11 protein-coding genes are annotated in these 12,901 nt (G+C 28.2%); 10 read left to right on the top strand and 1 reads right to left on the bottom strand.

The genetic code is table 11. From position 1 onward, the window contains the following. The first annotated feature begins 76 nt into the window (after positions 1-76). Positions 77-697 carry a stage II sporulation protein R gene (gene spoIIR, locus EJL03_RS07350; RefSeq protein ID WP_125153326.1) on the top strand — a complete coding sequence of 207 codons (621 nt, stop codon included), beginning with the start codon at positions 77-79 and terminating at the stop codon, positions 695-697. Between the two features lie 38 nt (positions 698-735). On the opposite strand, the gene EJL03_RS07355 is transcribed toward spoIIR, so the two are convergent. Then, positions 736-1,977 carry an MGDG synthase family glycosyltransferase gene (locus EJL03_RS07355; RefSeq protein ID WP_125153327.1) on the bottom strand — a complete coding sequence of 414 codons (1,242 nt, stop codon included), beginning with the start codon at positions 1,975-1,977 and terminating at the stop codon, positions 736-738. 265 nt (positions 1,978-2,242) lie between these two features. On the opposite strand from EJL03_RS07355, the gene ypeB reads away from it, so the two are divergent. The 9 genes from ypeB (at position 2,243) to phnD (ending at position 12,871) form a co-directional block, all read left to right on the top strand. After that, the gene (ypeB, locus tag EJL03_RS07360; protein ID WP_125153328.1) at positions 2,243-3,613 is read left to right on the top strand and encodes a germination protein YpeB; all 1,371 of its coding nucleotides are present in this window, start codon (positions 2,243-2,245) and stop codon (positions 3,611-3,613) included. A gap of 169 nt (positions 3,614-3,782) precedes the next feature. Next, positions 3,783-4,814 (top strand): D-alanine--D-alanine ligase family protein, encoded by a 1,032-nt coding sequence (locus EJL03_RS07365; RefSeq protein WP_125153329.1) that lies wholly within the window; start codon positions 3,783-3,785, stop codon positions 4,812-4,814. A 28-nt stretch (positions 4,815-4,842) separates the two neighbouring features. Then, positions 4,843-5,823: a tRNA 4-thiouridine(8) synthase ThiI gene (locus EJL03_RS07370; protein ID WP_125153330.1), complete on the top strand. Its 981-nt coding sequence runs from the start codon at positions 4,843-4,845 to the stop codon at positions 5,821-5,823. 40 nt (positions 5,824-5,863) lie between these two features. Continuing rightward, positions 5,864-6,283 carry a YwiB family protein gene (locus EJL03_RS07375; RefSeq protein WP_125153331.1) on the top strand — a complete coding sequence of 140 codons (420 nt, stop codon included), beginning with the start codon at positions 5,864-5,866 and terminating at the stop codon, positions 6,281-6,283. Between the two features lie 109 nt (positions 6,284-6,392). Next, the gene (locus EJL03_RS07380) at positions 6,393-6,695 is read left to right on the top strand and encodes a ribose-5-phosphate isomerase (protein ID WP_125153332.1); all 303 of its coding nucleotides are present in this window, start codon (positions 6,393-6,395) and stop codon (positions 6,693-6,695) included. A 288-nt stretch (positions 6,696-6,983) separates the two neighbouring features. Next, positions 6,984-8,582, top strand: coding sequence for a CTP synthase (locus tag EJL03_RS07385; RefSeq protein WP_125153333.1), 1,599 nt, complete (start codon positions 6,984-6,986; stop codon positions 8,580-8,582). A 200-nt stretch (positions 8,583-8,782) separates the two neighbouring features. Beyond that, on the top strand, positions 8,783-9,121 hold the full coding sequence (locus EJL03_RS07390) for a hypothetical protein (RefSeq protein ID WP_125153334.1): 339 nt from the start codon (positions 8,783-8,785) through the stop codon (positions 9,119-9,121). Between the two features lie 247 nt (positions 9,122-9,368). Then, on the top strand, positions 9,369-10,826 hold the full coding sequence (gene rho / locus EJL03_RS07395; RefSeq protein ID WP_423243340.1) for a transcription termination factor Rho: 1,458 nt from the start codon (positions 9,369-9,371) through the stop codon (positions 10,824-10,826). A 155-nt stretch (positions 10,827-10,981) separates the two neighbouring features. After that, on the top strand, positions 10,982-12,871 hold the full coding sequence (gene phnD, locus EJL03_RS07400) for a phosphate/phosphite/phosphonate ABC transporter substrate-binding protein (protein ID WP_243108674.1): 1,890 nt from the start codon (positions 10,982-10,984) through the stop codon (positions 12,869-12,871). Positions 12,872-12,901: the final 30 nt, after the last annotated feature.

The following is a 12,901-nucleotide window of genomic DNA, read 5'->3' on the forward strand; positions in this document are numbered from 1 at the left end:
AATAAAATAAGTGAATAATAAAAAACAAAATGGTAATAATTACTATTGTAAATGAAAATATCGGGGGGATATTAAAATGAGAAAAAAAATAGTAATTATTACTTTAATTTTAATATGTGGTATTGGGTCTATTATAAAATTTAAGACAAGCATTTATAGGGAGGATATATCATCTAAACTTATAAGATTTCATGTGATAGCTAATAGTGATTTAGTAATGGATCAAAATTTAAAACTAAAAGTTAGAGATGAAGTGTTAAGCTATATGTCACCTAAACTTAAACAATGTAATAATATAAATGAATCAAGACGGGTTATATTAGAAAATAATAAGGAAATAAAGAATATAGCAGAAAAGATAATAAAGCAGAATGGTTATGATTATAGTGTGGAAACAAAGTTATCTCAGGAGAATTTTCCAGTTAAAACTTATGGAAATATAACTTTGCCTCAGGGGAAATATGAAGCATATAGAATTATAATAGGAAAAGGTGAAGGGCAAAACTGGTGGTGTGTAATGTTCCCTCCATTATGTTTTGTGGATATTACTAAAGGAGAAGTATCATATAAGGAAACTGAAAAAGAAATGAAGCAAGTATTAAATGATAAAGAATATGAAACTATAGATAATACTTCTAATGGGAATATAAAAATAAAATTTAAGATTGCTGAGGTTATAAAAAAAGCACTAAATTAATTAAATAAAAGGGGTTAGATATCATCTAATCCCTTTTGCTACATAGAAAATAGTTTTTCTGCTGTTTTTAGAAACTGTTTTTGGATAGATTTGAAAAAGCCTTTATTATTAGAATCTTTTTTTTTATAATCATCATCTTTATAATCAGGAGTATAGTTGTTTTTATTTATTAATCTAGTTATTAGGTTAAAGAGATCTCTGCCAACGTAAGGCTTTGAAAATTTATCACAGCTTAGTTTTATTTCTCTCATTCTATCAGTATTAAATAGCAAATCTACAACCTGGGCATTGGCAGTTTCTTTTTTACTTAAATTTATAGCTAGATTATGTTTCAATAAAAATTCTGCATTTTTTTCTTCTTGCCCTGGAATAGGTGAAAATATACCTATAGGGATTTTGCATATAAGTGCTTCTGTTATAGTTAATCCACCTGGTTTAGTTAGGAGGAGATCGCTAGCTTGCATATATTTATTAACATTATCTGTAAAACCTATTATGTAAGTTTTCTTACAGGTATAATATGAGTTTTGATATTTCATAAGTTCATAATAAAGTTTCTTGTTGTTACCCGTTATAACTAGTATTTGAAAATCATCGTCAGAAAATAGTAGTTCTTCATAAATAGTTTCAATCTTACCCATTCCAAGGCTACCACCCATTATAAGTACGGTTGGTTTAGTAGTAGAAAAATTTATTTCTGTAAGTGTTTTATTTCTATCATATTGTTTTAGAAATTCCGGACATACAGGTATACCTATATCGTAAATAGTATTTTTAGGGATTCCTTTTGACACCATTTCTGGTATCATGTCTGCATTAGAAACAACATAGGCGTCAATACAAGGATGAAGCCAAAAACTATGAGGAGCATAGTCTGTAAGTATTGATACTGTAGGTATTTCTATTTTATGCTTAATTTTCAAGATAGATAGCATTTCTGTCGGAAAAGGGTGGGTAGCTATTAATATATCTGGATCAAATTCATTTATTAAGGGCAATAATCTATAAGTCATAATTTCATTAAATTTAGAGCTGATAGTTGCTAATCCATAATCGGTCTCAGAATAATCATATAACTTCCCAAATAAGGATGGAGTTATTTTGATAGTTTTTAAATAACTTCCTATTATAACTTTATCTATTATTGGGTTTATATATTTTAAAGTATCTATAATTTTTACGCAAGATCCAGGGCTATATATATCTATATAATCTTTTACAGCTTCAGCTGCACGGCCATGGCCCCCACCGGCAGAAACAGAAAATATTAATGCTTTCATGAATTATTGTTTCCCCTTTCATATTGAGGATAGTAGTAGGTTAAGTAGGAAAACTTATTTAGTATTTATTTTACACTATTTCTTTTAAAAATATAAGTCTTTAAATTTTTAGTATAACTATTAATAATATTATACCCATATTTAATCGTTAAAGACATTATATCATAATAAAATAAATTTTATGATTATAAATATTTTAGTATTTATGAATAAGCAGCTAAATAAATACAGATACTAATTAAAGAAATATATGGGAGGAATGGATATGAAATTTACTAGAAAAAGAATGATTTATACTGCAATTGTAACTTTAATAGTTGTATTTTCAGCCACTTTCGCTATACTTATGACCCTTGAGAGAACAGATTATAGAAATTATCTACAAGCAGAATATAGTAAGAATATGTATGGATTAATGGATTCAGTTCAAAATATAAGAGTTAATCTTGGCAAGGCTTCTATTGTAGGATCCAAGGAGCAAGGAATAGTAGTTTTTGAAGAAATATTTAGACATTCATCTATGGCAAATGATAAGCTTCATTCACTGCCTATATCACAGCAAACTATAGAAAATACAAGTAAATTTTTATCTCAGGTAGGAGATTTTTGCTATACCTTAGGTCAAGCTGCTTCCGAAGGTAAAGATTTACAGGAAAAAGACTACCAAAACATAGAGGATCTAAAGAATAGATCATTTGAACTAGAAGCTAATTTAAATAATGTGTCTAATGATATAAGTCAAGGTAAAATAAAATGGGGTGAAATAAGAAAAAAAGCTAGTGGTGTTTTTGCACAAAGTGGAGAGAATTTAGTAAATGAAAAATTTAAGACAATACAAAAACAGGTATCCCAATATCCAGCGCTTATATACGATGGACCTTTTTCAGATAATGTGCTAGAAATAAAACCAAAAGTATTATCTGAAAAAAAGGTATCACAAGGGGAAGCAGAAAAAGTAGTAAAAAAAGTTGTAGGAGAAAATAAAATTAATAATATTACCTTAAATAAATCAGAAAGTAATACTAAAATACCTACATATTCTTTCCATGTATCAATAAAGGGAAGAAATGAGAAAGATAATAATATTGTATGTGAGGTAAGTAAAAATGGTGGTAAAGTAGTATATTTATTAGATAATAAAAATATAGAAAAGGCAAAAATATCTATGGAAAAGGCTATAAAATACGGTAGTAATTACTTAAAAGGAATAGGTTATAGTGACATGGTGCCTATGTATTCTTTAAATTATAATAATATAGCAGTAATTAGTTATGTGTATAAACAAAATAATATTTTAGTGTATCCAGACCAAATTAAATTAAAGGTAGCTTTAGATGATGGATCTATAATGGGAATAGAATCTGAGAAATATTTGGTAGCTCATAGTAAAGATAGAAAGATACCTTCCCCTAAAATAACTGCAGATGAGGCTAAAAAGAGAGTAGGAAAAAAACTCAATATAAATAGTATAAGGCTTGCAGTTGTCCCAGATGAGACCAATAAAGAAGTATTGTGTTATGAATTCTCAGGAAGGTATAATAACGACAATTTTATTGTTTATATAAATGCGGAAACTGGGTATGAACAAAGAATATTACAAATAATTAATACTCCAAATGGACAGTTAACTATGTAAAAAAAATAAATTTTATAGTAAAATTATAAAATAGCTTGTAAAAAATTTAAACTTTTATTAAGATATAACTTTAGTATGATATTATAATTAGTAGTATATGATTTATAAATTTAATTGTTGTGTTTTCACAACAATTAAATTTATATGATTTTAAGAGGAGAGATAAAATATGAAGAAAAAAATAGCAATACTTTTTGGTGGACAATCTACAGAACATGAAGTTTCAAGGGTTTCTGCATCATCAGTGTTAAGAAATATAAATAGAGATAAGTTCGAAGTTCGTGCTATTGGTATTACTAAAGATGGAAAATGGTTTGAATATAAGGGAGAAATAGACAATATAGAAAAGGGTAGCTGGGAAAGTGATGACAACAATAAAATAAATAATGGACAAAATATATTATTTAATAAAGAAGTAGAGGCGGTATTTCCTGTATTACATGGTTTGTATGGAGAAGATGGTACAATCCAGGGGCTATGTAAATTATTAGAGATACCATTTGTAGGTCCAGGTGTATTATCTTCAGCACTTTGTATGGATAAAGTTTATACAAAATATGTTTTAGAGAATTTTGGAGTTAAACAAGCAGATTACGTAGTTGTTCATAGGGATAAATATAAAAAAAATAAAGAAAAATTATTGGATGTAATAGAAAATAAATTAAATTATGACTTATTTATAAAACCATCTAATAGTGGTTCATCTGTTGGAATAACAAAAGCTCATAATAGAGAGGAACTAGAGATGGGGTTGGAAAAAGCCTTAAAATATGATAGAAAAATATTAGTTGAGAAATCTATAAATGCTAGAGAAGTTGAAGTTGCTGTATTGGGTAACGAAAGTCCTTTAGCTGCAGTACCTGGAGAAATTGTTCCGGCAAAAGAATTTTACGATTATGAAGCTAAATATGAAAATGAAGCATCAAAATTATTGATACCAGCAAATTTAACCAAGGAAGAACAAGAGTATATTAAGAATTTGGCAGTAAATATATATAAAATGTTAGATTGTGAGGGGCTATCAAGGGTAGATTTTTTAATAGATAAAGATACAAATGAAGTTTATTTAAATGAAATTAATACTATCCCTGGCTTTACTAAAATAAGTATGTATCCTAAATTGTGGGAATCATCTGGGAAATGTTACAAGGAATTAATAGACGAGCTTATAGAATTAGCTATTAATAGGGAAAATAGATAGTAAACTATTTAAAAAAGGATGTGTTTAAATGACAAAAGCATTGGCGATGGTATCTGGTGGATTAGATAGTATATTGGCTGCTAAGTTAGTAAAAGATCAGGGAATAGACGTAATAGCAATATGTTTTAAATCGTATTTTTTTGATGAAAGTAATGCATTGAGAATGACAAGACAAATAGATATACCTTTACATGTGGTAGATTTTTCAGAGAAGCATTTTGAAATGCTAAAAAATCCTAAACACGGATATGGTAAAAATATGAATCCATGTATTGATTGTCATGCTATGATGCTTAATTATACGGGAAAACTGCTTGATGAATTAAATGCAGATTTTATAGTTACAGGTGAGGTTTTGAACCAAAGACCTATGTCACAAACAAAAACCTCTTTAGATATAGTAAAGAATGAATCTGGATATAGTGATAAAATTTTAAGACCATTATGTGCTAAAAATTTACCACAAACAGAAATGGAGTTAAATGGACTTATTGATAGAGAAAAACTTTTAGATATATCTGGAAGAAGTAGGAAGGTTCAGATGGAATTGGCTAAAAAGTGGGATATAAAGGACTATCCTTCTCCTGCTGGAGGGTGTAAACTGACAGAGCCTAATTACTCAATTAGATTAAAGGACCTTTTAAATCATTCTCAAAATGTAGAAGCCAGAGAATTAGAATTATTAAAATATGGAAGACACTTTAGGGTTTCCCAGGGAGCTAAAATTATATCTACTAGAACTTTTGATGAATCCCAACAAATAAGACCTTTCTTAAGTGAAAAAGATTTAATATTTTTTGCAGAAGATTTTAACGGTTCAATGGTAATATTAATAGGTAACCCTGATGAAGATGATATAGCTTTTGCGGCTATGGTGACAGGAAGGTATAGTAAAGGAAAAGATGAAAAGCTACTTAAAATTAAGTATGGAAATTTTTTAGGAGAATTAAATATGCGTTTAGCTATAAAACCTGCTTCCGAAGAAGAAATTAGTAAGTATATTATATAGTATTAAAAGAGCTCTTTATGAGCCTTGGAGGTGAGGATAAATGAAAAAAAATGCTCTTGTTAGTGTTAGTGGTGTGCAATCAAAAAAAGATGATAATATAGAAGTGGTTACACCAGGGAAATTTTATAAAAAAGAGGGGCAATTTTATGTAGTTTATGATGAAACTGAAATATCAGGTATGGAAGGGACTACTACTACTTTTAAGATAAATTCTAAGGAAGGTAAGATGTCACTCATAAGAATGGGCAGTACTAGTACAAAAATGGAGTTTGAGAATGATATGGATAATATAGTATTATATAATACGCCTTATGGTACCTTAGAATTAAATATTCATACTAAAAAGATAAATATTGATGTTAATGAACAGGGTGGAGATATTTTTATTAATTATGATATGAATATATCAGGACAAAAACCACAAAATACAACACTAAAAATAAATATAAAGGCGCAATAGTTAAAGACTGTTGCGTTTTTTATGATTAAAAAGAAAATATATGGAAATAATTTTAAATACATAACTATGAAAGGAGAGAGAACTAAGAAAAAGAGTTCTAAATATATTTATGACATATTTTAATAGGGAATTTAATTATAAAATAATAGTTAAATTATTATGTGAGTATAAAGGTTTAAATGAAAGGGATTCTATAAAAATATTAGAAGATGAAGATTGTAAACACTTATTATTTTTATTACTAAAAAAATATAATTGTATAGATATTGACGAATTAAATAAAGATTTTAGTATAGATAGCAAGAAAAAGATAGATAGAAGGTTGAAAGCAGCTGAAAAGAAGTTGCTTTATAATAAAAGAATTAGAGAAATGTATTTTGAAGCGGAGAACTTAATTCAAAAAATACAGTAATAAAATAAAAAAACAGTAGAAATGTATAATAACTTATGTTATTATATTGTTTATGTATTTAAACATAACTATCCCATTTTATAGATTAGGGTAATATCTATTATAGAGTTAAATTGGATAGTTGTCAATACATTTTATATAAAAATAAAAAATATAGGGGGTGAACTATAGCTCTATATAATCTTTTTGAATAAATGATATCAAACATTTATATAAAGAAAGATTAAGAGTAGTTATTACTCGTAGTAAATAATAGCTATAAGTTAAAGTATTATAGGGCGAAATTATATGAATACTAAATATGTATTTGTTACAGGAGGAGTTGTATCCTCTTTAGGAAAAGGAATAACAGCAGCATCACTTGGTAGACTATTGAAAAATAGAGGGGTAAATGTATCTATTCAAAAGTTTGATCCATACATTAATATAGATCCTGGTACTATGAGCCCTTATCAACATGGAGAGGTGTTTGTAACAGATGATGGTGCAGAAACTGATTTGGATTTAGGCCATTATGAAAGATTTATAGATGAGAGCTTAACTAAAAATAATAATGTAACTACAGGCAAAATTTATTGGTCAGTAATAAGTAAGGAAAGAAAAGGCGACTATTTAGGAGGAACTGTTCAGGTAATACCTCATATAACTAATGAAATAAAGGAAAGAGTTTACAGGGTATCTAAGGAGAAAAATGTAGATGTTGTTATAACTGAAATAGGTGGTACTGTTGGAGATATAGAGTCCCTTCCTTTTTTAGAAGCAATAAGACAAATAAAGTATGATGTAGGTAATGAAAATGTTTGTTTTATACATGTAACTTTAGTTCCATATTTAGGTAAATCAGGAGAACTTAAAACAAAACCTACTCAACATTCGGTAAAGGAACTAAGAGGTATAGGAATACAACCAGATATTATAGTTTGTCGTTCAGAAAAATCATTATCTGAGGAATTAAAAAATAAAATTGCATTGTTTTGTAATGTTCAGAGGGGTTGTGTTATACAAAATTTAGATGCAGAAAATTTATATGAGGTACCTTTAATGCTTCATAATGAGGGATTAGATAATATAGTTTGTGAAAGACTTAATCTAGGATGTAGTAATATCAATAATAGTGAGTGGAAAAGTATGGTTGATAATATAAGAAATTTATCATACCAGGTTAATATAGCTTTAGTAGGTAAATATATAGAATTACATGATGCATATATTTCTGTAGTTGAGGCTTTAAATCATGGTGGTTATGTTAATGATACAAAGGTTAATATAAAATGGATAAATGCAGCTAATATCAATAAAGAAAACGTAGATAGTATTTTATGTGGAGTAGATGGAGTGTTGGTACCGGGGGGATTTGGAGATAGAGGAGTGGAAGGAAAAATAGAAGCTATTGCTTGGGCAAGACAAAATAATATTCCTCTATTTGGAATATGCTTAGGTATGCAGTGTTTAGTAATAGAGTTTGCTAGGAACGTATTAGGGTATATTGGTGCCCATAGTTCGGAATTTAATCCAAATACTAACTATCCGGTAATAGATCTTATGCCAGAGCAAAAGGATGTTGATGAAAAAGGTGGCACTATGAGACTTGGATTATACCCATGTAAGATCGAAAAGGGTACAAAAGCATTTGAAGCTTATGGTGAAGAAATCGTTTATGAAAGACATAGGCACAGATATGAGTATAATAATGAATTTAGAAAAGATTTTTTAAATTCAGGATTGATAATATCAGGGACTAGCCCTGATAATAGATTAGTTGAAATTGTAGAATTGAGTAATCATCCATGGTTTGTAGCTGCTCAATTTCATCCTGAGCTAAAATCTAGACCTAATAGACCACATCCGTTATTTAAAGAATTTATAAAAGCTTCCTTAAATAAATAAAAACATATAAATAGCGATATATACCGATAGTAAATGGCATATATCGCTTTATTTTACATTTGAATAATTTGCAACATATAACAATAAAACCTATATTTTTTAAATAAATTTACATTATTTATGAAGGAATTCATAAATATATATAGAATAATTTATGTTAGAAAACATAGTTTTAAATTTATTATGGAGGTGGGGATAAGGTGATTATATGTACTAATATAAGTTTAGCTCTAAAAAATATAAGGGGAGAGTATGATTTAAAAGACGTATCTTTATTTGAAATAAAAAATAAAATAAGCACCTCATTTAAAAATATAAAAGTAGTTGACAAATATATAGAGTTTAGAGTATATTGTCCTTTGTGTGAAGGATATCATAACTATAAATATAAATTGAAAGATATATTTAAAAATAATCTTATAGTAGGTGGATGTGAAGAATTAGGATTACCACTATTTTATATAGGTAGTCATGATAGGATAAATAAAAAAATTGCGGAGTATAATAATATTAACAATACTATATATGCAATGTTATAATGGGTGGAGGTAGAATTTTATTTTACCTTCTGAATTTGTTTCCTTCTATTGTATTTCTAAAATTTTATTATATATAAATAAATCTGGATAAAAATATTAAAATAGGTTATAATGTAATACGCAGTATATCCTTTCAAGTTTCCTCTTATTTAGATGATTCCCTAAAGGTTATTATAAATTCAACATTAAAATTTAATACGTATAGGTATTGGAGGTGTATTTTTTGGTTGGCAAAGAATTACATAATATGACTGTCAATGAGCTTAAAGAAATTGCAAAAGGTTTAGGAATTAAAGGACTATCAAAATTCAAAAAAGCTGAATTGATAGAAGAAATTAAGAAGGTATCACCTGTATACATTGAAAAAGATGGCATTATTTTAAGAGAAAAGATAAGTCCGAAAGAAAAAAATAATATGGAGCAAGTGAATACCGTAAAAGTACAGGCAGAAAATGTTTTAAGCAAAAGAGTTATAGAAAATCATAGTTCAGAGAAGCAAGATACAGCTGATACTGAAAGATGTGCTAATGAAAACAAAAGAGAAAAACTTAAGGAAATGATAAATGAGTCAGATACAGCAAAGGGTGTACTAGAAATAATTGAAAACAATAATTATGGATTTCTAAGAGGAAAAAATTATTTAACAGGGCCAGATGATATATATGTATCACCATCTCAAATAAGGAGATTTAACTTAAAAACAGGTGATGAGGTTTCAGGAAAGGTTAGAACTCCAAAAGAAGGGGAAAAGTTTAAGGCACTTTTATATGTACAAAAAGTTAATGGAGAAAATCCTGAAAGAGCAGTGGGAAGAAAACCTTTCGAAAGATTGATACCAATTTACCCTGAACAGAGAATTAAATTAGAAACTATTAAAACGGATTTATCAACAAGACTTATGGATATTATATGTCCTATTGGAAAAGGACAAAGAGGAATTATAGTTGCTCCTCCTAAAGCAGGAAAGACTACACTTCTGAAAAAAATCGCCCAGAGTATTTCAAATAATCATCCAGAAATTAAACTTATAGTGTTGCTTATAGATGAAAGACCGGAAGAAGTAACAGATATGCAAAGATCTATAAATGGTGAGGTTATATACTCAACTTTTGATGAGGAACCAGAACACCATACTAAAGTAGCATACATGGTGCTTGAAAGAGCTAAAAGAATGGTAGAACAAGGCCAAGATGTAGTTATATTATTAGACAGTATAACTAGGTTGTCTAGAGCTTATAATTTAACTATTAATCCTACAGGAAGAACCTTATCTGGTGGTCTTGATCCAGGTGCTTTAATAATGCCTAAAAAATTCTTTGGGGCAGCTAGAAATATAGAAGAGGGTGGAAGCTTAACCATACTTGCTACAGCACTTGTTGAAACAGGCAGTAGAATGGATGATATGATATTTGAAGAGTTTAAGGGAACTGGAAATATGGAGGTTCATTTAGATAGAAAACTTCAAGAAAGAAGAATATTCCCTGCAATAGATATATATAAGTCAGGAACTAGAAAAGAAGATTTGCTTCTTGAGGAAAAGGAATATGAAGCAGCTTTCAACATAAGAAAAGTATTATATGATGAAAATAATACACAAAATATTACAGAACAACTTATTAATATGTTATTTAAGACTAGAAACAACAGAGAATTTGTTGAGTTAATAAGTAAATTAGATTTAGGAAGAGAAAAAGGGAATAAATGAGCAAGTTTTTAATTTGCTCATTTTTTTTTGAAATTTTGTATTTATAGAAGCATTTTGAATTGTTATACTCACCAAATTTTGGTAGAATAGATGCATAGTATATTTTCCATTTAGAGAAATAATAATAATCAATTGTATGGTGGGGGATGGTATGTGTGTATAGTAAAAAAATTTCTCTATATCTTTCCATTGTAGTTATCATAGGAAATATTTTATTTTGTTTGCTTGGGGGCTGTAATTTCATAAAATTTTTTCTATTAACTATAATAAATGTTCCTTTGGTATGCATAGTTGTATTTATATACAATAAAAAAAATGACTATGCAACTAAGGAGGATTTAGAATCTACTGTTACTAAAGAAAAGGACAAGTACTATGAGGAATTATTTAAGGCCTGGGAAACTATTGGTTTTGATATTCAACAATTATTATGGCTAAATAAGGATAGTATGGATATGCTGTTTAGGGTAATAAACGTATCTGGTGAAATTCAAAACTTTAGTCAACAAAATAATGCTAGTGTCCAAGAAATAAGTGCTGCAGTTAATGAGTTTGTCCATATATCTGAAAAACTTAATGAAGATGTATCAGAGATTGAAAAAAATTCAGAAAAGTCTTTTAATTTACTTGATAATAACAAGGATACTATTGAAAGTATAGGAAGGTATCTTATAGAATTAAATAAGAGTATACAAAACTTATATGATGGAAATATAAAATTTGAACAATCTTCTAAAAAAATAAATAGCTTTGTAAATTATATAAAACAGATATCTACTCAGACAAATTTATTGGCATTAAATGCATCGATAGAAGCAGCTAGAGCTGGAGAAGCTGGTAAAGGTTTTTCCGTAGTTGCTCAAGAAATAAGAAAGCTATCTGAAAAAACCGATGAGGTTGTATTGGAAATTGAAAGTATAGTAAAAGAGATTTTAAAGGATTTTAAAGAATCTAATTCTTATATGAATACATGTGTAAATAGAATAGAAAGTGCTAATGTTATTGTAGATGAGTCATCTAATCTTGTAAAGGAAATAGGAGACATTGTTAAAGAAATAACATTTGCAATAAAAGGATTAAAAACTGTTGCTACAGATCAAATGAATACTTCTAATAGCATAGAGATAGCTATAGATGATATAACCGCTGCAGTAGAAAAGACTCATATGGTTACCATGGAATCTAAAGAAATGCTTCAGATGCAGGAAAATAAAAATAAGGAAATTGTAACATTTTGTGATAAATTAAGTGATACAGCAGACTATGTACAACAAATTGCATCAAAATTAAAAAAAGAAAATGAGGTTATATTTGGAATAAATCCATTTACATCTCCACAGAATATAAAGAATTCCTATGTACCTATATTGGAAAGAGTATGTGAAAAGGTTAAATATAAAGCAAAGGTAATTATAGTTAAAGACTATGACTCTTTAGGTAAGGGTATTGAAAATAACAGTATAGATATTGGATGGTTTTCTCCTTTTGCATATGTAGAGTCCCATAAAAAATATGGAGTTATACCTATGGTAACTCCAAAAGTAAATGGTAAAACATTTTATAATGGATATATAATATGTAGAAGGAATAATGGTATAAGTACTATAGAGGATTTAAAAAATAGGCATTTTGGATATGTGGATGTGGAAAGTGCATCAGGTTATTTATATGCTAGAAATTTATTAAAGAGTAATGGGATAAATCCAGATAAAGATTTTGGTAAAGTATCATTTATGGGAAGTCATGATAACGTAATAAAATCAGTTTTAAATGGGGAAATAGATGCGGGTGCTACCTATAGTGAATCTATTAGTAGTGCCAAGAAAAAGGGAGTAAATATAGATGACTTAGTTATAATAAGTAAAACAGAGGATATACCCAAAGATGCTATTGCGGCTAATCCTAGATTAAATGAAGAGATTATAGGGAAGTTAGAACTGGCTTTTACTGAGTTTAATGACTTTACTGATATCGATTGTATAGTTAATGGTTTTGTGAATTGTGTGGATAATAATTATGATATTATAAGAAATATAAAAAAATAATACTCAACATAAACCCGAATATATATTGTA

Origin of the sequence: Clostridium rectalis, from assembly GCF_900626095.1 — a bacterium.
Taxonomy (GTDB): domain Bacteria; phylum Bacillota; class Clostridia; order Clostridiales; family Clostridiaceae; genus Clostridium_AS; species Clostridium_AS rectalis.

Bases quoted from the DNA above. Each gene is read 5' to 3' on its own strand.
- ypeB (WP_125153328.1), top strand. From the start codon at position 2,243: ATGAAATTTACTAGAAAAAGAATGATTTATACTGCAATTGTAACTTTA.
- spoIIR (WP_125153326.1), top strand. From the start codon at position 77: ATGAGAAAAAAAATAGTAATTATTACTTTAATTTTAATATGTGGTATT.
- EJL03_RS07375 (WP_125153331.1), top strand. From the start codon at position 5,864: ATGAAAAAAAATGCTCTTGTTAGTGTTAGTGGTGTGCAATCAAAAAAA.
- EJL03_RS07355 (WP_125153327.1), bottom strand. From the start codon at position 1,977: ATGAAAGCATTAATATTTTCTGTTTCTGCCGGTGGGGGCCATGGCCGT.
- EJL03_RS07380 (WP_125153332.1), top strand. From the start codon at position 6,393: ATGACATATTTTAATAGGGAATTTAATTATAAAATAATAGTTAAATTA.
- EJL03_RS07370 (WP_125153330.1), top strand. From the start codon at position 4,843: ATGACAAAAGCATTGGCGATGGTATCTGGTGGATTAGATAGTATATTG.
- rho (WP_423243340.1), top strand. From the start codon at position 9,369: ATGACTGTCAATGAGCTTAAAGAAATTGCAAAAGGTTTAGGAATTAAA.
- EJL03_RS07385 (WP_125153333.1), top strand. From the start codon at position 6,984: ATGAATACTAAATATGTATTTGTTACAGGAGGAGTTGTATCCTCTTTA.
- EJL03_RS07365 (WP_125153329.1), top strand. From the start codon at position 3,783: ATGAAGAAAAAAATAGCAATACTTTTTGGTGGACAATCTACAGAACAT.